Origin of the sequence: Methanobrevibacter sp. AbM4, assembly GCF_000404165.1 — an archaeon.
GTDB lineage: Archaea > Methanobacteriota > Methanobacteria > Methanobacteriales > Methanobacteriaceae > Methanarmilla > Methanarmilla boviskoreani.
In genome coordinates this window covers 172,196-192,387 of sequence record NC_021355.1, presented here as the reverse complement: position 1 = coordinate 192,387, position 20,192 = coordinate 172,196, and the positions used below count along the sequence as shown (strand labels likewise).

Below are 20,192 nucleotides of genomic sequence, written 5' to 3'. Positions count from 1 at the left end.
AAAAATGGACTTAAAAGAATATGATGAACAACTTGCAAAAGTTAAAGAATTCCATGGTGAAGTCTGTGGAGGAATAGCTATTGGAACCAAACTTGCTATGTATGGAATGGAATTAATGGGAATGGAACTTAACAAAAGACATAAAAATTTAATGGTATTTGTTGAAAACGATAGATGTATGTCTGATGCTATCTTAGTTGTAACCCATTGTAACATGGGAAAAAGAGCATTGAAACAAATGTACTATGGTAGATTTGCAGTCACATTCTATAACATGGACACCGAGGAGGCAATCAGAGTATCTGATGCAGATGCAAACAAACCTGGAGATCAATGTGAAACTAAAGAAGAAATGGTCAAAAGATTTAGGGAGACCCCACCGGAAGAGTTATTCAATGTTGAAAAGGTAAGAATTGTAGGACTTAAAGAAGCTCAAAAACCAGGAGCACTTCACACCTCAACATTCTGTTCAGTATGTGGTGAGAAAATAGCTGATGATCAACAAGTTTACCGTGGTGGAAAACCGGTTTGTAAGGCATGTGCAATTGGTTCCTACTATGAAGTAATTGATGAATAGATTACCTCTATTATTTTTAATTTTTTAAATATTTTTTTATATTAAAAAATATCCAATCTAATAAATAAAACTATTTCTTAGTTTAAATAATAAAATTCTATTTCTGTAGCTCCCTATCAAAAAAAAAAAACAATTAAAAAAACATATTTACATTAAATTATTAAAAAAAACTATTTCTTAATTAAAATCGATAACCCCCTATTTTTATAATCCCCATCAAAACAGATTACAGTCCTACATTAACTTATTAAAAAAAATTATCTTTTAATAAATAAAACATCAAGACTCACTTAAATATTTAAAAATAAATCTTAATAAAATAATAAAAAAAGATGAAAAAATTAATAAAGTTTCTAAGGTCTTTGGTTAAAAATAAAGTGAAATATCTTAAAAATTTATAAAAAATATAAAGATTCTAATTAAGAATTGTCAATAAAGTCATGTCTATAATATTTCTATTACTATTTCCTCTCCATCATGTATATGATGAACCTCAATTAACTCATCTTTAATATTATTTAAATCAACTTCAACACAGTCATTTAACATTTTACCATTAAGCTCTAAGTTGACCCTTACACCTTCACCGGTTTCTTCATCTGGTTCAACAATACTAATGACTTCGCCAGGAGCATATATACGATTATAAGATAACTCTAAAGTGTCTCCAACATTTACCTTGTTAAAGATATAATCAATTGCCTCTTCAGGAGTCATTTGGATTTCTTCTCCATCTTGTACCATAATATCATCTCTTAGAATTTTTAAAATAATCTATTATATTAAGTATTATTTTTCAATTTATTAAAAACTTTTGATATTATTTATTTAGATTTCTACAATATTTTTAAATGATTAAATAAAATTTCATCCAATATAAAGCAATACCCCTATTAAAAATCTAATTTTAAAATTTATGTAAATCGAATTTTAAGTGAAAATGATTAATCGAAGATAAAAATAGTAAAGAAAATCAATTCACAATCAAATTTAAAATAAATAACTATAATTTAAAATAAGAAAAGCAACTTAAAATCAAAATCAAATTAATTACACAATATTAAGTAATTTAAAATAAGAAAATCAGTTTAAAATCAAAATTAGAGTAAATACTAATCAAATAATCAATTTATAAAAGAAGTATTTAATTGTTTGTAAAAATCGTTTTTAAAATAAGTTCATTTGAAAGTATTGAGTAAAGGGAATAAATTCCCTACCCAATTGTGTTTGTAAGGTTTTAAATCCCTTTTCTATCTTAATCTGTTATCTCCGAGACTGATATATTCATCATCTTCATCTTTCCATGCAGATAATTTGTCTCTGTTTTTCTCAGCATCAAGATATAAATGTCCTTTACCGTTTAAAGCAATATCCCCTCTATATTTGATGTAAGTTCCTTTGAATTGTACACCTTTTACATCAGGATCGGTAACAATTTCTTCTTCTACGAAACCTTCAAGTAATCTACCGAGTTTTCCGTGAATAACAATGTTACCGTTTTTCATTTGACCACCAGGCCAACGGTTTACATTACCGTCAATTTCAATAAGACCTTTTCTCATGTGGATACCTGCAAGAATATCACAGTCACCTAATACGTGGATATGTCCCCCTACAAGACATTCACCACATTGTTTTCCTGCATTTCCATGAACTATGATTTGTCCTCCGGACATACCTCTCCATTCACCAATGTAAGAAGCACCAGTGAATTCTTTGGTGTTTCCGTAAATTTCGAGTTTTCCTCCAGACATTTCACGTCCAGCATGAGCTTCGGTATTACCTTTTACAGTAATGGATCCTCCGGACATTTCCGCTCCTACGTGTAAATCTACATCACCATTTACTATAATCTCTCCAGCACTCATTTTAGTACCAATATATTTAACTCTTCCACAGTCCCCATTAAAGATCATTTTTACTTCAGCAGGAGAGTCAGCAGTTCCTTCTACTGTAATATCAAAGAAATCGGTTAATGGGAATCTGGAGTTTCCTACAGGAACAGCATATTTATCGAAATCAGCTTCTTCCCAAGTGTAAATTGTATCTGGAATAATTTCATCCATTTCTAATGCAATTTGATTTCGTTTTTTTACATCAAAAGTAATAGTTTTCATTTTATCACCCTATTTACCTTCAGCTTCTACGTCAACTCTAATTGGGTTGGATAAGAAGTGGTCGTGTACTTTGTAGTTTTCCCATTTAACTGAGTAGTATTGAGTAAAGAATGGCATGACTTTATCAAGAATTTCTTTTTCTTGTTCTTCCATACCTTTAACATTGGTCCAGATTACGTGGGAAGGTTTTGTACTAACAATTTCTCCATCTTTAACAACAATTTGACCGTCTTTAATAGTGTATTTAGCACGGCTAAATGCTTTTTCAACAGCATCTGGGTTTTTAGATGGGTCAAAGTCATTAGGGTTAATATCGTATACAGCAATATCTGCATTAGATCCAACGGATAAGTTACCTCTGTCAGTGAAACCATGGATTTTTGCGTTAGCTGCTCTTGTAATAGTAGCTATGTCGTAGAAATCATATTCTCTGTCAAGGGTAGCAAGGGAAGTTCTCTTGTAAGACCATTTGTGTACTTCACCGTTTTCAATCATAGACATCCTTTTTGGAGCACTCATTAACCAAGAGATAATTCTTGGGTATCTGGTGAATGGTCCTGCATTAGGATGGTCTGTGGTTAAGTTAATTTGCCATGGGTCTTTAATGAGTAAGAATAATTCAAGACCAATAGCCCATTGTAAAGTACTAACAGGGGTCTTAGGTGAGTAAATACATGGTATAATACCTGCAGCAGTTTCACATTCAATATCTGCGTTAACCCATTTTAATCCGGATAATTGGTATAAATCATATTCCATTGGTGCATCTGCAGTCATGGTAGTAGTTTCATCTAAGGTTACTTGACCAATATCTCCAGTAGCATAATTACAATGGTTCATGAATTTAGCAAGATCTTGAGCTCCTGATCCAGCGTTCTTCCAGTTGGTTCCAGAGTATGAGTGGAATTGCATGTGGGTACAGTGTACAATTTGATCCCTTACTGATGCTGCTTTTTTAGTACTTTTGACGATATCTTTAAGTGAGTCAAGAGTTTCAATAGTAGTACCGGTGTTACCTGGGTGTCCTAAATCATTAGGGTGTATATGAATGGAGTGAGGAAGTCCTAATTTTTCATTTGCTTTTGCAAGTGATCTTACAACTTGTCTTGAGGTTACATCGAAATATGGTGGTTTATCATCATATCCGTGTACATTCATACCCCAACCCCATGCTTCACTACCACAAGGGTTTACAATCTTTACACCATATCCTTTTGTAATTTTTAACCATGCAGAGATAAATGCTGCAAGTTCATCAATTTTGTTTTCTCTAGCAAGTTCTAATACAAACCAGTTGTTACCGAATAAGGTTAATGGGTTAATATCGAGGTTTGGAATGATACCAATTTCTTCGTGAGTGTGTTTTGCTTCTAAAGGAGGCATAGCTGCTTCACAAACAGTACCATAACCCATTCTTGAATATCTGTAACCAGTAGTAGGACAACTAGGAATGGAAAATCCTGATTCTCCTTTTTCTACTTTAGTTTTTTGAGTTACTCCTCTTCTTGAATCTTCAGGTCTGTATAATCTTCCTAAAACTAATTTTGGTCCTGCAACGTGAGCGTGTGTATCTACACCTGCTGGCATAACGATTTTATCAGTTACATCAATAACTTTTGCAGCAGAAGAAACGTCTTCAACGATTTTTCCGTCTTTGAAGTATACATCTTTTTTCTCAGCATTTATTTCATTAGCAGGATCGTAAACAATACCATTTTTAAGTATATATTCCATAAAATCACCTATATTTTTATTCTGCTGCCGGGTTAGGTACGTATTTAGGAGCTACGTTAGGTTCTTCTCTAAGTTTCATAACTCTTTCTTTAAGTTCACGTACAATCCATTCATCATCACGACAGGTTTCTGGTTTATCAATTGCTTTTTTCATGTAGATAGGTACACCATCCATACGATAACTGGTACCAGCACATTCTACACCAATAAATGAACCAGGTAATACAACATCTGCAAGTTCAGTAGATGGTCCCCAGTGAATATCAATTTGAATAACTGGGATATGAGCTAAGTGTTGGTTTGCTCCATTAGGGAAGTGAGCACCAGGATCAGCTGCAATTACCATAAATACATCTGGTTCTTTTCTTACAAGTAAATCTATAGTGTTAGTTTCACCTAACATATATCTTGCATATCCTCTACAGAAGTCAACACCGAATGCAAATCCAGTTTCATAAGCCATAAAGATGTTGAAACCGTTTACGTTAAAGTGACCTCTCATAGGAGTAAGTCCCCATTTACTTTCTTTGTTTAAGTCCATAACCATTTTAATTGCAATATCAATGTTTCTTTGTTTTGATAAAGTATGGGTTAAACCTAAACCGAAGAAGAGAACACCGAATTCTGCATGTTTCATTTCATCTACTAATTCATAGATATCTTCTTTAGGAATTCCAGAAACAACATTCTGAGTAAGTTTTTTACCTTTAATTACAGCTCTAATAGCATTGTAGAAACCGTAATCACCGTTTTGTTCAAATCCAATCCATTTATCAGACATTTTTGCAGTATCTGAGAATTTTGGATCCATAGTTACAACAGTTCTATCAAATCTTCCTCTTTGTCTGAAGTATCCACGAGGGAATACGGAGTATCTAGCCATGTGTCTTGGGTGAGAGTTCATAGCGTTACTACCAGAGTAAACAATCATATCTGCCCTGTTTTTAACTTCACCTAAGGTTTGAATAGGGTATCCTGCATTTTGAACAGCTTGTAAACTAGGTCCGTGACAAATGGTAGCTTGGTTATCTAAAACAGCACCAATATATTGACCTAATTCAAGTCCTTCTTTCATACATTCGATAGAGGTTTCAGACCAACCATAGAATACAGGTCTAACAGATTCTGCAATGTATTTTGCAGCAGTATCAAGTGCTGTATCCCAATCAGTTTCTTCAAGTTCTCCGTCTTCTCCTCTAACCATAGGTACAATCAATCTTTGATCCATATCTTCCATAATTTTACTTGCACCTAATCTGCATGCATGTCTTACAGCAACTACATGACCGTCTTTAATTAAGTAGTCTAAATCATCACAGTTACATCCACAGAATGCACATGTACAGTTTTCTACAATTTCATCATAATCAGTTACTGGTGGTTCATAAGTCATCGAATTCCTCCCATTTACGTCCTCTATAAACAGGTCTTTCACCTAATGATGGCATATTTTCAATTACTTCATCATCAGTTTCATTAACATATTTTTTATAAACTAATCTCATGAGATCAGCCATTAATAAAACTTTTCTATCTGTTTTTTCAACAGTACATTTAACCCCTTTGTATGTAGGATCTGAACAACAGTAAGTTTCATGACTTACTACAGTATTTGCCCATGGTCCTTTACAAATAAATACTGTTCCTTCATGAGGTGCATCCCTAGATTTAGCAGCGTTTACAACAACTTCACCATAATCAGTTTTAACAAGTACAGTATCCCAGTTGTTAACACCTAATTTTGCCATGTCTCTAGGATCCATATAACAGGTTCCTGATGCATTTTTATATTCTTCTTTTAAAGTAGAACCTCTTTTCTTACAAGCACCTTGGTAAATATCGGATCCGGTATTTAACATACAATGTAATATTTTTTCTGAACCTTCACCGGATGGTTGTTCTAAATCACCGACTACAGGTTTACTTAAATAAGTATTTGCATAATGCATAAATATCACCTTATTCTAACCAAATTGCGTCTACAGGACAGAACATTTGACATGTTCCACATTCATCACATTTTTCAGGTGAAAATAATTTAATGAAACCATTTTCTACCATCATTATGGTTTCCTCTGTTTTTGAACCGTGTCCACCAGCTACTTCTGGACTAATGGAAGCGTTAATAGGACATGCTACAACACAGACTCCACATCCTAAACAATTATCTTGATTTACTTTAAGTTCCATCTATATCACCTAATCTTTTAAAGCTTCTAAAGCATCTGTCCAAGATTCAGAACTGGTAGGAGTGTATTTGATACTAGTTCTAGTTACTTCTATTGCGTCATTAGGACAGATTCTTGCACATGCTCCACATTTAATACAATAATCATCATTTGAAACGATTTGAATAGATCTTACACCTGGTGCATCTACTTTAGGGAAGGATAATGCATTACATGGACATACATCTATACATGCTCCACAAGTACCACATTTATCTGGGTAAGTTACTAATTTACCAACAAATGCTTTTTCAACTTTTGCAGCATCAGTAGGACATACACCAGCACACCATCCACATTTAATACAAATAGATTGATCAATAATAGTAGAACCAGTTACTTTTGCATCGTTTTCATCTAAATCATATTCTCCATAGGAACATAATCTACATAAAGCTTTAATAGCGTCTACAGGACAGGATCTTTTACATACTAAACAGTATACACATTTATCAGTATCAATTTCAATTGATTCTTTACCAATTGTTTTAGTTACATCAATTGCATCTGCAGGACACATTTCCTCACAGATTCCACAGTGAATACATTCTTCCTCAATTACTTCAATTTCACCAGTGACCAATTTAGATCTGTCAGGTAATTTTCTTTGTACAGTAATTGCATCTCTAGGACATGCAATTTCACAATTACCACAATAAATACATTCTTCATCATCAATTTCTGCACTAGAAATATATGATGGGTATCCTTCGATGTTTTCAATTGGTTCATCATCAATTGTTAAATTTAATGCATCTGCAGGGCATAATCCACTACACATTCCACAAAGAACACATTTTTCTTCATCGATACTAAGTTTGGTAAGGTTTCCTGCTTTATTAGTTTCTAAAACATTATTTTGAGCGATTTTTTCATGTCCACTGAAATAAGTTCCAGTATAATTACGTTGAATACTTGCTATGTTCTCTAAAGTTATAGCTTCAACAGGACATGTGGATTCACAAATTCCACAACCAATACAAACATGATCGTTGAAAGAAAGAGTACGTAATTCTTCTGCTGATCTTATAATTTTAAAGTCATTACCATTAATTTCTTTCTCGTTTTTGATCATTTATTAACCTCCAAAATTCTGATTGAATGTGTAGGACATTCTTCTTCACAAGTAAGACATCCACAGCATAAATCAGATTCTATTTTGGCTTTTAATGAATCTAGTTTAATAGCCTTCATTACACATAAATCTACACATAATCCGCAGCCAATACATGAATTCGTAATAATGGTTTTATATTCCTTGTCTTTAAGAATAGAAACCATAGTACGAATATTATCCAAATCCTTAAACAAGACTTGCACCATTGATAAAAAATCTTTAGGACACATATTTATAATCGTATCTGCAACCTCAATAGAGCCCCAAGATAAGTTACTACCATTAAGATAATGTGAAACAGTAGAACGATCAATATCTAGCTTTTCAGCAATCTCTTTATGAGTAAAACCCCTACTTTTTAACTCAACTGCAGCCTTGTATTTAAGACCAGATGCTATATGTTTCGGCATATTATCTACCATGTGTATTAATTACACATATGTTTTATGCATATATAAACATTGTCCCAAGATACAAGCCAAAAATTTTATAAGTAAGTGTGTACTAAATACACATTTTTATTTTTATTTTTTAAATATAGAAAGTTTATTTTATAAAAAAAGAAGTATTAAAGAATATTTTAATATATAAAATGCTTAAAATTATTTATTAATTAAAAAAAGAATCATTCATTCATAAATTATAATTCAAAGAAAATTTTAATTTTAAGAGGTAAGAAAAAATTTCCTAAAAAAAGGTGAAAAATGATGATTTTTCCATGAATTTTTAGTTAAAATTTATAATAACTTTTATAGATGTGTTAATACTACACTTTTTTTAATACTTATTAATAGATTAGTATTAACTAAGATATTACACTTGAAATCCTACTAAAAAATTTTAACAAATTAACATTAAAAAAAAAGTACACCCGAAATATTACTAGAACCCATTATGAAATTAATATTTAAAGAATTCATAAAATCCCAGTTTTGATTAAAAATAAGTTAATGACATGAATGATTACAAAGAAATTCTATAATATCTGTCAAAAAAATCAGCTAAATACGGAATAGTTTTTCCATAGGAAAATCAATTGAAAAATATTATATTTATAAAAGTAAATATATTAATAATAATATTATTAAAGGAATAATTTAATTAAGTAATATTTTTTAGAAAGGAATATTATTTTTTTTAAGGAAAATTTAATTTATCCTATTATTTAGAGGGATAATAATGAGAATAATATCAGTGGTAGGTAAAAAAGATACAGGAAAAACCTCATTAACTGTCCGTATCATTAAGGAGTTAACAGACAGAGGATATAAAGTTGCTAGCATTAAACATTCCCATCATCAAATGGAAATGGATCATGAAGGAACCGATACATATAAGCACACAGAAGCAGGATCCCAGTTTACAGTAGGTGTTGGTGCTAGAACATACTTTAATATTGACGAGGTATTTTCATTGGAAAGGCTATTGTTTTTAATAAAAATGATAGAAGAACCTGATTTTGTAGTAATTGAAGGATTTAAGAACTATAATTATCCAAAAATCTCAACATCACCAGAACTTAAAGATGAATATACAATGGCACTTGTAGACGCTAAAAACATTAGTGACTTGAAGGTAAAGGAATTGGTTGATAGGGCTGAGGTTATTGGATATGACATTGTACCGACCTTATTTACCAAGGACTGCGGATACCATGATGGAGAATCCATCGGCAAAGCAATCATTAATGGAGATTTGGACTATGAATATGATAAACAGGCAGATGTCAGTTTATCTATAGACGGAACTGTAATCGGATTAAATGAATTTGTAAATGATTTTTTAAAAGATACAATTCTAGGAATGTTAAAATCCTTAAAGATTGAGGAATATGGCGTTAAGGATATTAAAGACATTCAGATTAACATTAAAAACAAGAAATAGGTGTTTATCATGACTGTTAAAGATAATTATGATAGACCTATAATCTCTTTTAGAATGTCTATTACAAACAGATGCAATGTTAACTGCCTATATTGTCACCATGATGGTATGCTTCCATCAAGTGAAGAGATGACACCAGATGAGATTGCCAAAATATCCGAGGTTGCAAAGACATTAGGAGTTAAGAAAATAAGGATCTCAGGTGGAGAGCCATTAATTAGAAAAGACATTGTTGAAATTATTGATAAAATCAATAAGATTGGATTTAAAGATATCTCAATCACGACAAACGGTACTTATCTTGCCAAATATGCTGAAGATTTAAAAGATGCAGGATTAAACCGTGTGAACGTTAGTCTTGATACCTTAAACAGAGACACCTATAAGTTCATAACCCACAAGGACTATCTTCAAAGTGTAAAAGACGGTATCCTTAAAGCTGTTGATGTAGGTCTTTACCCTGTTAAGATCAATATGGTCCTAATGAAGGATATTAACCAGGATGAGGTATGGGAAATGTTTGATTTCTGCCGTGAGCACGGACTTATTCTACAGATTATAGAACTTATGGAAAGTGAAAGCTGTGAGGACAACAATGTTTTCAGCAAGAAATACCATTATAATATAAACCCAATTGAGGAAAAGCTTGCTAAGATTGCAGATGGTGTTAAAGTCCGTGAATTTATGCAGGATCGCCGTAAATATTATATCGGCAATGGCGAGATTGAGATTGTAAAACCAATGGACAATACAAGATTCTGTAAGAACTGTTCAAGACTTAGACTTACACCATCTGGCAAAATTAAACCATGTTTACTTAGAAACGATAACCTAACTGATATAATTGGACCTTTAAGAAATGGTGCATCTGATGATGAGTTAAGGGAGATATTTCTAACTGGTATTAATAAAAGAGAACCTTATTACAATGATAATAGATAATAAGATCTTTAATAATACCTTAAATTACTTTTTTTAAAAAATAAAATGTATTTAAATAAATTATATAAAAATTACTATTTCTAAAAACTAAAAAATCTTAAGATTAAAAATTGTCATAAGTACCCTAAAAAATATCATCGATATATAGATGAAGTATATAAAAAAACTAGTTTTTTAAAATTAAAAATTTTAATTTAATTTGAAAATATTAATAAAAACAATAAAAAGGATTATTGTTTAGATTAATAGTTAAATAGGGAATATTCGTATATCACCAGTGATTAAACTTTCAATAACACCAAGAATGTTAGGAGGATGCTCAGCTAATGAAGCGTCAACTGCGTCTCCCCTGTCATTACCTTCTCCCCAATTCTTTTGACGAATATCATCAATCATGTCATTTCCAAATATTCTATTTGATGCATTATTGTTAACTGTAACACATATATTTGGAGTAACATTATATGAATATTGCATAATCTCCTTTGCATCTTCATATGGTTTTCCATTACTAAATAAGAATATATTATGTAAAGTACTACCTTCAGCATTAGTTGAACTACCAGGATATATCCAGGTAAATCCAGTTGATAAAGACCATAATGCGGCCATATCCACACCTGGCTCCTGTACACTTTCACTAGTATCCTCTGCTAAAAATAATACATTAGAACTTAATAGAAATATAAGTAATATAGCAATTATTAAAACCACTATTTTTCCTAATGCCTTCATATCTATCACATGCTTTTATTTTTAACCATATTAATAATATCTTTTAAATTATATAAATTATATGTTTTTTCTACTAATTTTACTTTATCATTATTGATTTACTTAAAATGAAATTTAACTAATTAAATTAAAAACAAATAGAAAAACATGTGAAAATAGATTTTAACCAAACCAGATAAAAAAAAGCATATTTTAAAAAATTAGAAGATGAAATCCAATTAGAATTTTAAAAAAAATAGAAAGTATAAAACTATCCAAATAATCCTACTTTGTAAAGACAATTAAATAGTGGGATTTACCTTGTTCGATATCCTCACCTGTATCATCATTTAATGATACTAATTTAAGTCCATGTTTGTTGAATAATTCTTCCAATTCCTCAGGACTACTTCTAACTGGATATGGAGGACCATGTCTTGTTTCTTGTTTTTTATAGTCCATAATTGCTATTTTTCCACCAGGTTTTATAATTCTCTTTAGTTCCTCAACAGTTTCATCTAATTTTCTAACTGCTTTAAAACCATGGAACACATTGATCATTAAAATAACATCCATTGAGTCATCATCAACATCCACATGATCTGTTAAATCTCCAACAAGTGGAATTAGATTCGTAATATCATGCTCCTCTTTATATTTATTTAAATCCTCTATAGATGGCTCATATATATCTACCCCATATACTGTCCCATTATCATTCAATATTTTTAAAGCCTCGATTGATGCATGTCCGTCTCCACAACCTGCATCCATAAAATTCTCATCACCTTTAAGATTTAAACTATTGATAATCTCATTTGCATCTAAAAATGATTCACTTGAAAAACCTTGAACCCTATGTCCATTTGCTGGGGTCATGTTAGCTTTTCCTGCCATAATCTCACCATAATATTTTTAATAATTGTAAATTTTTATCTAATAATAGTCTGTTTAATACATTATATAACTATTTACATATCGGCAATGGAAATATAGATGTAAAAAAATAATATTAAATCCATAACTGTATTTTAATTAAATTCAGAAATAATAAAGTTTATAAAAAAAGTGTTTAAAAAAGAGTAAATATTTTTTAAGAGTAAGAATCGTTTTTAAAAATTGAGTGAAAAAAGTAAATAGAGGAAAAATTAGTATTTTAATCCTCTTTTTAAGTAATCCCTAGTACCGGTATCTTCGAACTCGGTGAATGGTAATGGTGTATCGGTGTTATCAATACCACTGTAGTAATCAAATTCATCTCTGATTTTTTGATTAACAGTAGCCCAGATTTTTGATACTGGAATTTCACATGGACATACTTCACTACATTGGCCACAGTTAGTACAAGCATCTGCCATATGTACCATACGAGTTAAATGGAAGAATGGTGCTGCAGGGGTGTATCCACCAGGTACCCATTCAGGACCGTCTGCTTCAAGACAGCAGTCTTCACAGAAACAAAGTGGACATGCTTCACGACATCCGTAACATTTCATACATTTGGATAATTGGCCTTTATACATCTTTAAAACATCAAGAATATCACCAGTGGTACCAGCGAAGTCTTTTTCTCTTTGTTTTGAAGCGTTTTTAACCATTACATTATCGATTTTTTCACGGATTTCAACACCTTTTGGAATAGGTTCAGCAACTTCAATAAGTCCTGCATCGGTTACTTTATTTAAAATATCTGCACCTTTTTCAGAACAGACTTCTACAAAGGTAGCTTTACCAGATAATTCTCCAATAACTCCCCAGTTACCTAATGCTAAATCTGCATTGGTTGGAATGTTCATGGTACATCTTTGACAGTTTTCACGTCTACCTTTACCTTCTTTTTCAAGGTCATCTATTTTAAATGCCTTTTCAGTTCCGTCGGCATAACCCATTACAAGTTTACCTTTTTCAATTTCCTCTTTTACAATCTTGGTAGGATCCATTTCATAGACTTCTTTAATCATTTTAATGGTATCTACAGGAGGCATAGTTCCTCCACAGTTTACACCAATCATGATTACATTATCTTCTATGATCTTACCTTTTCTCATTAATTCCCTGATGGTCATAGCATCACATGGTTTACAGGTGATTGCTACTTTCATGTCTCTTGCACCATCTAAGTATTTACTTAAGAATTTAGCTAAGTTTAATGTACCGCAGTGAAGGGAACCTGCAGATTTGATTACATCTTCAGGGTCGGTAATAAGAATTGGTTGTGCATCGTATAAATCCCATCCTTCTTCTACAGCAACAACAGCATCAACGATACCCTCTTCAAGTAAGTATTTCATGATTGTTGTAACTGCTCCACCATATTCTCCTTTTTCTTTAATTGCATCATTAGCAGAGTATGCATATGCCATATCATTTACTTTGAATGTCATCTAAATCTACTCCTCGATTTTTTCAACTTTAATAGCACAAGCTTTAAGTTCTACCATTTTAGATTTAGGATCAAATGAATCAGAGTTAGTTAACATATTTGCAGCACATTCTGAAAAGTGCATTGGGATATTAACAATACCAGGTTTAATATCATCAGTAACTCTAGCAGGGATATCAATAGTTCCTCTTCTTGAACTTGCTCTTACTATTTCTTTATCAAGAATACCTAATTTATTAGCATCTTCAGTACTTATTTCAATATATCCTGTTTTTACCTCATTATCTAAAGTTTCACATCTTCTAGTCATTGCTGCATGGTAATGGAATAAAAGACGTGTGGTAGTTAAGAGTAAAGGATATTCTTCATCAGTTTTTTCAACAGGTCCTAAGTGTTCTAAAGGTTGGAATATAGCTAATCCGTCAGGATGTGAGAATTTTTCTTCATACATCAATGGACCACATGGATCATCTTCGCTTAAACAAGGCCAGTGACATGATTCAGGAGTATCTAATCTATCAGAGGTAATACCATGCATAACTGGTGCAACTTCTCTGATTTCTTCCCAAATATCTTGAGCAGTTTCATAATGGAATTGTTCAGGATGTGCATCTGGTCCCATTTTTTGAGCTAAAGCTTCCATAATCTTCCAATCTAACATAGCTTCACCAGGTGGGTCTTGAGCTTTACGGACTCTTTGAACACGTCTTTCACCATTAGTGAAAGTACCGTCTTGTTCACCCCATCCTGCTGCAGGGAATACAACATCTGCTACTTGTGCAGTATCAGTTAAGAATAAATCTTGTACAATCAACATGTCCAAGTTAGCTAATGCCTTTCTAGTATGGTTAATATCAGCATCAGATAACATAGGGTCTTCACCAGGTATGTATAAGACTTTTAAATCACCGTCGTATGCAGCATTCATCATTTCAACTAAAGTTAATCCTGGAGTTGTACTCATATTTACTCCCCAGTAATCATTCATCCAAGCAGTAGTTTCAGGATCTTTTACTTTACGGTAACCTGCATAATCAGTAGGTAATGCACCCATATCACAAGCACCTTGTACGTTGTTTTGTCCTCTTAATGGGTTTACACCAGTACCTTCTCTACCAAGGTTACCGGTTAACATTGCCATGTTAGCAGTGGACATTACGTTATCTACACCGTGTGAGTGTTCGGTAATACCTAATGAGTATACGATAGCTGCTTTATCAGCTTTAGCATAGTCAATTGCAATTTGTTTGATTAAGTCTTTATCAGCTTCAGTGATTTCAGCAACAGTGTCTAAGTCGTATTTTTCAACAACTTCCTTAAATGCCTCATAGTTTTTGGTTCTGTTCTTGATGAATTCTTTATCTTCAAGACCTTCATCAATGATGATTTTCATCATACCATTTAATAAAGCTACATCAGTACCTGTTTTAAATTCAAGGTATACATCAGCAATTCTTGCAGTAGGAGTATAACGAGGATCGATTACTACAATTTTTGCACCGTTATTTTCTTTTGCCCTAATTAATTTACGTCCAAACAATGGGTGAGCTTCCATACTGTTTGCACCAATAACAATAATGTAATCTGATTGTTCGATGGAATCAAATCCATTAGTCATAGCACCTGAACCAAAGGTGTTAGCAAGTCCTGCTACAGTAGGACCGTGACAAATACGTGCACAGTGATCTACATTATGAGTACCAACTGCTACTCTTGCAAATTTCTGTGTTACATAGATGTTTTCGTTAGGTGAACGTGCACATGCATAGAAACCAATTTTATTAGGATCTTCAGCTTTTACTTCGTTTAATTTATTTGCAACTTTAGTTAAAGCTTCATCCCAAGTAGCTTCTCTTAATTCTCCATTTTCCCTAATTAAAGGAGTAGTTAATCTATCTTCTCTATTAATAAATTGATATGAAAAGTTTCCTTTTGGACATAATTTTCCTGAGTTAACAGGGTTTCTTTTCCATGGTTCAACACCACAGACTTTACCGTCCTTAACGACGAGGTTTAGTCCGCAACCAGTTCCACAAAATGGACATACGGTTGGAACATATTTAATCTCAACCATTTTATAATCTCCATATTAAATTATAATTGTAATCCAAATAATTTAAAAATAAAAGCTGTAGAAAAAAATGTTAGCACTCTATAACATTTTAGTGTTTAGTTAAATACAGCTTTTTTATTGTTTTCAGTTATTCTCTAATATAAACAAGGTAGTATATACAAGCTACAAATAGTGCCCCTCCAACTATGTTACCAATAGTTACAGGAATTAAGTTGTTTACAAACATATCAGCCCAGGTAATTTTAGCACCACAGAAAATACCTAAAGGAATGAAGAACATATTTGCTACACTGTGCTCAAATCCGATAGTAACGAAAGCCATAATTGGGAACCAGATACCGAAGATTTTACCTATTACATCATCAGATGCAACAGCTAACCAACAAGCTAGACATACAAGCCAGTTACAACCGATTCCTCTAAGGAAAGCTTGTGTCCATGTGAGTGATGCAGTTGCTTTTCCAGCAGCCATGAATTTTGCACCACCTAATGCTTTAGTAGTAGCTACAGTTACTGCTCCAGCTTTAAATGGGTCAGCAGACATAATTCCAGTACAATATGCTAATACATATGCTACAAATAATCCACCAACTAAGTTGAAAATCCAACTAATAACCCAGTTTTTACCTAATCCTCCCCATGAGTTTTTACCACTTAATGCACCCATGGTCATGTATAGACAGTTTCCAGTGAATAAGTCAGATCCACAAATAATAACCATTATTAAACCTACAGGGAACACTGCCCCGAATACAAATTTGCTTAAACCAATTGGATATCCTGCAGCTGTCATTCCTGCATTTGCAATCTCAGCTAATAATCCACCGAATGCAATGTATGCACCTGCAAGAAAACTTAATAATATTGCGTCACCTACAGAAGTATTAGCTTTTGCTCCACCAGTATTTGCTACTGCTACAGCTACTTCTTTAGGAGATTTTAATGAACTCATTCTCTCAACCTCTTTTTTTATCTTATATTTCTTTTCATAATACAGGGGTATCATATTTCTCCCACAAAATATGAAACAGTTACAAGTATTATACTACTATCTTTCAACATGTATTAATAAAGACTTTTTTATTTGATTCAAATAAAAAATTTTATATATGGTGAATTGATAATATTAATTATTATAATTAAAAATCATTATAATTTCTATTTTTTTCAAATAATATTTTCAAAATAACTTATAAACTGATTTTATTTTTCAATTATAAAGGTTAAAAACTCTTTAAACTAATATTTTACATTGAATTTAACTTCTTTTTTTCAATATAAATCAATTTTATTTAATTTTTAATATTATTTTAATAATTTCCGTAAATCGTGATAAACCATGATAGATTTTTTGAAAATATATTTTTTAGGAATTTTAAAAAAAACTTGTTAATGAAGGTTTTTCAATAAATTAATCGTTATGAAACTATTTTTATATCGATAGTTTAGGAAGTTCAAAAAATCATTTACACATTAATATTATCATGATAAATCATTATAAATCATGGACTTTCTTAAGATTTCAAGGGAAAATTTATTTAATTTAATGTATTTATTTGATAAAAAAAGAGCATTATCAAGTTATTTTTATATAAAAATTTTTAATTTCATCTAATATACTATTTAAATCAATAATAAATCTTATAAATTATATCAATATTCATAAATTAAACTTAATTAAATTAAAATTTATAAAAAATAGAAAATGTTAAAAAGATTCCATATAAGATAGCTAGAAAATAAGAAAAATGATTTTTAGATAAAAGATTGAAAAATAGAAAATAAAATTGTAGCATTAAGATTAAAAATAGCTACAATTAACTTGATAATTTAATTTTGACTTGCTTTTTTAACAGGTGGAACATATGATTTAAGTAGTAATGATAAACTAATTACTGTAACAGAACTTAATGCCATTGCTAATGCGGAAAACTCTGGTCTGAAAAGTATACCATAAGCAGGATATAATACTCCAGCCGCAAGTGGGATTAAGATTGCGTTATATGCAAATGCCCAGAAAATGTTTTCCTTGATCCTAGTCATTACCTTCTTAGATATTTGGACAGAAGCAACAACATTTTCAAGATCACCTTCCATAAGTACTATATCACCACTTTCCATAGCAACATCGGTACCTTCACCTAATGCAATACCAATGTCCGCACCTGTAATAGCCGGTGCGTCATTTATTCCATCACCAACAAACAGGACCTTACCTTTCTCATTGTCCTTTTGAAGCTCTTCAACCTTGTCCAGTTTTTCATTAGGAAGAACGTCACTTACAACATGATCTATTCCAACCTTATCTGCCACAACATGTGCGGTTTTACCATTGTCACCTGTTACCATATAGGTGTCGATATCCATATCATGAAGTTGGCTAATTGCATTTGCAGAGTTATCTTTAATCTTATCCATTAAGGTTAAGATTCCGGAAACCTTCTTATTAACAGCTAGGAAAACAGCTGTTTTTGCTTCAGATACAAACTTATCAAATTCTTCAAGATTGTCAGATGATATTTCCACACCATTTGCTTCAAGTAAAGCCTTGTTTCCAACTAAAACCTCTTCGTTATTAATGAATCCTTTAAGTCCCTTACCTGTTACATTCTCAAAGTCCTCAACATCCAATACATTGGTATTTTTTTCAGTACCATAGTCTACAATTGCATTTGCAATTGGGTGGTTGGAGTTTTTCTCAATACTTGTAACATAGGATAAGACATCAACATCTGAGTCATTTAATGTTACCACATCAACAACCTCAGGTTTTCCCTGGGTGATGGTTCCGGTTTTATCAAATACTGCAACGTTTACCTTTTCGGATGTTTCTAAGGTTTCACCATTTTTAATGAGGATTCCGTATTCTGCTGCCCTTCCAACACCTACAGTCACAGCAGTAGGAGTTGCAAGTCCTAACGCACATGGACATGCTACAACCAATATTGAAATCATTGTAGTAAGTGCAAACAATAAGGTTGAGCCTAATACAAAGTACCATAAAGCAAATACCACAAGTGCGATTGTAATGATTACAGGTATAAATACACTAACTACCCTATCTGCAAATCCTTGAACAGGTGGTTTTGAGGATTGTGCTCTTTCTACAAGTTCAATGATTTGTGATAGGAGAGTGTCCTTACCTATCTTCTTAGCCTGTATCTTTATGATACCGTCCTGATTTATAGTACCTGCAAATACATCCTCACCCTTTTCCTTAAGTTTTGGTACAGGTTCACCATTGATCATTGATTCATCTACATAGGATTTACCTACCACTACTTCACTATCTGCCGGAACTTTTTCACCAGGTTTGACAAGTAGAATGTCATCTATTTGAATATCCTCAATAGGTATTTCCTCTTCACTTAATGTGTTTCCCCTCTCATCAATTGTAACCTTAATAGCTGTTTTAGGCTGAAGACCTATTAATGATTTGATTGATGATGAGGTTCTTCTTTTAGCTTTAGCCTCTAAATACCTACCAATCATTAAAAATGCAGGAAGCATTAAAGCAGTATCATATAACATGAAACTTGAATCCAGTACGATTCCAAATGTTCCAAGAACACTGGATCCGTATGCCACCAGTATACCCATGGTATACATCACATCCATGTTAAGGCTTTTATGGAATACACCGGTAAGACCTGCTTTAACAATTGGATATGCCACATAGATAAATGGAATAATTGATATGATCAATGACAGTTCACCCATAGTTAGGTATGGAACCATCACATGTGCATACATGATGTACATCAAGAGTCCTGAAAAGACCAAACCTACAACGATCCTATTTCTTTTTTCTTTAAGGTCCTTCTCATAGATTTCCTCTTCATCATGCTCGTTAAGGTCTCCCTCAAGTCCAAGATATTCGAAACCGAAATCCTCTATGGCCTTTCCCATCTCATCTACAGAGATTTGATTATGGTCATATTCAACAGTCACAATACCAGTAGTCAAATCGGCATGAACCTTGAATACACCATCCTTTCTCATTAAACCCTTTTCAATAGTTAGCACACATGACGCACAATGCATACCATGAGTTCTAAGTTTAACTTCATCGGTCCTAACCTTATAACCAAGACCACTTACAGTTTTATCAATATCATCAATGGACACTTTCTTAGAATCCATTACAACATGTGCCTTCTCAGAGTTTAAATCGACACTAGCCTCATTAATACCTTCCACATTATTAAGTGATTTTTCAATTGAAACAGCACATGATGCGCAATGCATTCCCTCAATTGGAAGATCCATTGTTTTTGTCTTAGCCATTTCCTCCTCCTATTTTTATATAATCAGATAAATCCATTAACCATATTTGATTATTAAAATTTATAGATAATAATTAATTATAAGTAATGGAAGTACTTTAGTTCCCTCTGATTATATAAAAATCCATATTATATA

At 32.2% G+C, this 20,192-nt stretch carries 17 protein-coding genes; 3 read left to right on the top strand and 14 right to left on the bottom strand.

The window, feature by feature from the left end:
- Positions 1-4 precede the first annotated feature (4 nt).
- Positions 5-577 (top strand): FmdE family protein, encoded by a 573-nt coding sequence (locus tag ABM4_RS00715; protein WP_016357768.1) that lies wholly within the window; start codon positions 5-7, stop codon positions 575-577.
- A gap of 444 nt (positions 578-1,021) precedes the next feature.
- On the opposite strand, the gene ABM4_RS00710 is transcribed toward ABM4_RS00715, so the two are convergent.
- From ABM4_RS00710 to ABM4_RS00675, 8 genes are all read right to left on the bottom strand, one after another.
- Positions 1,022-1,321 (bottom strand): DUF2097 domain-containing protein, encoded by a 300-nt coding sequence (locus ABM4_RS00710; protein ID WP_016357767.1) that lies wholly within the window; start codon positions 1,319-1,321, stop codon positions 1,022-1,024.
- A gap of 506 nt (positions 1,322-1,827) precedes the next feature.
- A complete protein-coding gene (locus tag ABM4_RS00705; RefSeq protein ID WP_016357766.1) occupies positions 1,828-2,694 on the bottom strand; it encodes a formylmethanofuran dehydrogenase subunit C in 867 nt (288 codons plus the stop codon).
- A 9-nt stretch (positions 2,695-2,703) separates the two neighbouring features.
- A complete protein-coding gene (locus tag ABM4_RS00700) occupies positions 2,704-4,428 on the bottom strand; it encodes a formylmethanofuran dehydrogenase subunit A (protein WP_016357765.1) in 1,725 nt (574 codons plus the stop codon).
- A gap of 16 nt (positions 4,429-4,444) precedes the next feature.
- Positions 4,445-5,821, bottom strand: a complete 1,377-nt coding sequence (locus ABM4_RS00695; RefSeq protein WP_016357764.1) for a formylmethanofuran dehydrogenase subunit B — start codon at positions 5,819-5,821, stop codon at positions 4,445-4,447.
- Positions 5,811-6,377: a molybdopterin dinucleotide binding domain-containing protein gene (locus ABM4_RS00690; protein WP_016357763.1), complete on the bottom strand. Its 567-nt coding sequence runs from the start codon at positions 6,375-6,377 to the stop codon at positions 5,811-5,813. Before ABM4_RS00690 ends, ABM4_RS00695 begins: the two co-directional genes overlap by 11 nt.
- Before the next feature lie 10 nt (positions 6,378-6,387).
- A complete protein-coding gene (locus ABM4_RS00685) occupies positions 6,388-6,618 on the bottom strand; it encodes a 4Fe-4S binding protein (RefSeq protein ID WP_016357762.1) in 231 nt (76 codons plus the stop codon).
- 9 nt (positions 6,619-6,627) lie between these two features.
- Positions 6,628-7,731 (bottom strand): tungsten-dependent formylmethanofuran dehydrogenase subunit FwdF, encoded by a 1,104-nt coding sequence (gene fwdF / locus ABM4_RS00680; RefSeq protein WP_016357761.1) that lies wholly within the window; start codon positions 7,729-7,731, stop codon positions 6,628-6,630.
- On the bottom strand, positions 7,728-8,195 hold the full coding sequence (locus ABM4_RS00675; protein WP_016357760.1) for a DUF362 domain-containing protein: 468 nt from the start codon (positions 8,193-8,195) through the stop codon (positions 7,728-7,730). Before ABM4_RS00675 ends, fwdF begins: the two co-directional genes overlap by 4 nt.
- 757 nt (positions 8,196-8,952) lie before the next feature.
- On the opposite strand from ABM4_RS00675, the gene mobB reads away from it, so the two are divergent.
- Together mobB and moaA are read left to right on the top strand one after the other, a co-directional pair.
- Entirely contained in the window at positions 8,953-9,657 is a 705-nt protein-coding gene (gene mobB, locus ABM4_RS08945) for a molybdopterin-guanine dinucleotide biosynthesis protein B (protein WP_016357759.1), read from the top strand.
- Between the two features lie 9 nt (positions 9,658-9,666).
- Positions 9,667-10,599, top strand: a complete 933-nt coding sequence (gene moaA / locus ABM4_RS08940) for a GTP 3',8-cyclase MoaA (protein ID WP_016357758.1) — start codon at positions 9,667-9,669, stop codon at positions 10,597-10,599.
- A 249-nt stretch (positions 10,600-10,848) separates the two neighbouring features.
- Here the strand turns inward: moaA and ABM4_RS00660 are convergent, their stop codons facing one another.
- From ABM4_RS00660 to ABM4_RS00635, 6 genes are all read right to left on the bottom strand, one after another.
- Positions 10,849-11,334 (bottom strand): hypothetical protein, encoded by a 486-nt coding sequence (locus ABM4_RS00660; RefSeq protein ID WP_016357757.1) that lies wholly within the window; start codon positions 11,332-11,334, stop codon positions 10,849-10,851.
- 264 nt (positions 11,335-11,598) lie between these two features.
- The gene (locus ABM4_RS00655; RefSeq protein WP_016357756.1) at positions 11,599-12,210 is read right to left on the bottom strand and encodes a class I SAM-dependent methyltransferase; all 612 of its coding nucleotides are present in this window, start codon (positions 12,208-12,210) and stop codon (positions 11,599-11,601) included.
- Positions 12,211-12,461: 251 nt separating this feature from the next.
- Positions 12,462-13,697 (bottom strand): Coenzyme F420 hydrogenase/dehydrogenase, beta subunit C-terminal domain, encoded by a 1,236-nt coding sequence (locus ABM4_RS00650; protein WP_016357755.1) that lies wholly within the window; start codon positions 13,695-13,697, stop codon positions 12,462-12,464.
- A 6-nt stretch (positions 13,698-13,703) separates the two neighbouring features.
- Positions 13,704-15,770 (bottom strand): formate dehydrogenase subunit alpha, encoded by a 2,067-nt coding sequence (fdhF, locus tag ABM4_RS00645; RefSeq protein WP_016357754.1) that lies wholly within the window; start codon positions 15,768-15,770, stop codon positions 13,704-13,706.
- A gap of 127 nt (positions 15,771-15,897) precedes the next feature.
- On the bottom strand, positions 15,898-16,722 hold the full coding sequence (locus ABM4_RS00640; RefSeq protein ID WP_016357753.1) for a formate/nitrite transporter family protein: 825 nt from the start codon (positions 16,720-16,722) through the stop codon (positions 15,898-15,900).
- A gap of 878 nt (positions 16,723-17,600) precedes the next feature.
- Positions 17,601-20,057, bottom strand: a complete 2,457-nt coding sequence (locus tag ABM4_RS00635) for a heavy metal translocating P-type ATPase (protein ID WP_016357752.1) — start codon at positions 20,055-20,057, stop codon at positions 17,601-17,603.
- Between the last annotated feature and the right edge of the window lie 135 nt (positions 20,058-20,192).

Excerpts from the sequence above, each read along its gene's own strand:
- ABM4_RS00650 (WP_016357755.1), bottom strand. The coding sequence starts at position 13,697 with ATGACATTCAAAGTAAATGATATGGCATATGCATACTCTGCTAATGAT.
- ABM4_RS00705 (WP_016357766.1), bottom strand. The coding sequence starts at position 2,694 with ATGAAAACTATTACTTTTGATGTAAAAAAACGAAATCAAATTGCATTA.
- ABM4_RS00635 (WP_016357752.1), bottom strand. The coding sequence starts at position 20,057 with ATGGCTAAGACAAAAACAATGGATCTTCCAATTGAGGGAATGCATTGC.
- ABM4_RS00640 (WP_016357753.1), bottom strand. The coding sequence starts at position 16,722 with ATGAGTTCATTAAAATCTCCTAAAGAAGTAGCTGTAGCAGTAGCAAAT.
- ABM4_RS00710 (WP_016357767.1), bottom strand. The coding sequence starts at position 1,321 with ATGGTACAAGATGGAGAAGAAATCCAAATGACTCCTGAAGAGGCAATT.
- ABM4_RS00690 (WP_016357763.1), bottom strand. The coding sequence starts at position 6,377 with ATGCATTATGCAAATACTTATTTAAGTAAACCTGTAGTCGGTGATTTA.
- ABM4_RS00655 (WP_016357756.1), bottom strand. The coding sequence starts at position 12,210 with ATGGCAGGAAAAGCTAACATGACCCCAGCAAATGGACATAGGGTTCAA.
- mobB (WP_016357759.1), top strand. The coding sequence starts at position 8,953 with ATGAGAATAATATCAGTGGTAGGTAAAAAAGATACAGGAAAAACCTCA.
- ABM4_RS00675 (WP_016357760.1), bottom strand. The coding sequence starts at position 8,195 with ATGGTAGATAATATGCCGAAACATATAGCATCTGGTCTTAAATACAAG.
- ABM4_RS00715 (WP_016357768.1), top strand. The coding sequence starts at position 5 with ATGGACTTAAAAGAATATGATGAACAACTTGCAAAAGTTAAAGAATTC.
- fwdF (WP_016357761.1), bottom strand. The coding sequence starts at position 7,731 with ATGATCAAAAACGAGAAAGAAATTAATGGTAATGACTTTAAAATTATA.
- moaA (WP_016357758.1), top strand. The coding sequence starts at position 9,667 with ATGACTGTTAAAGATAATTATGATAGACCTATAATCTCTTTTAGAATG.
- fdhF (WP_016357754.1), bottom strand. The coding sequence starts at position 15,770 with ATGGTTGAGATTAAATATGTTCCAACCGTATGTCCATTTTGTGGAACT.
- ABM4_RS00685 (WP_016357762.1), bottom strand. The coding sequence starts at position 6,618 with ATGGAACTTAAAGTAAATCAAGATAATTGTTTAGGATGTGGAGTCTGT.
- ABM4_RS00700 (WP_016357765.1), bottom strand. The coding sequence starts at position 4,428 with ATGGAATATATACTTAAAAATGGTATTGTTTACGATCCTGCTAATGAA.
- ABM4_RS00695 (WP_016357764.1), bottom strand. The coding sequence starts at position 5,821 with ATGACTTATGAACCACCAGTAACTGATTATGATGAAATTGTAGAAAAC.
- ABM4_RS00660 (WP_016357757.1), bottom strand. The coding sequence starts at position 11,334 with ATGAAGGCATTAGGAAAAATAGTGGTTTTAATAATTGCTATATTACTT.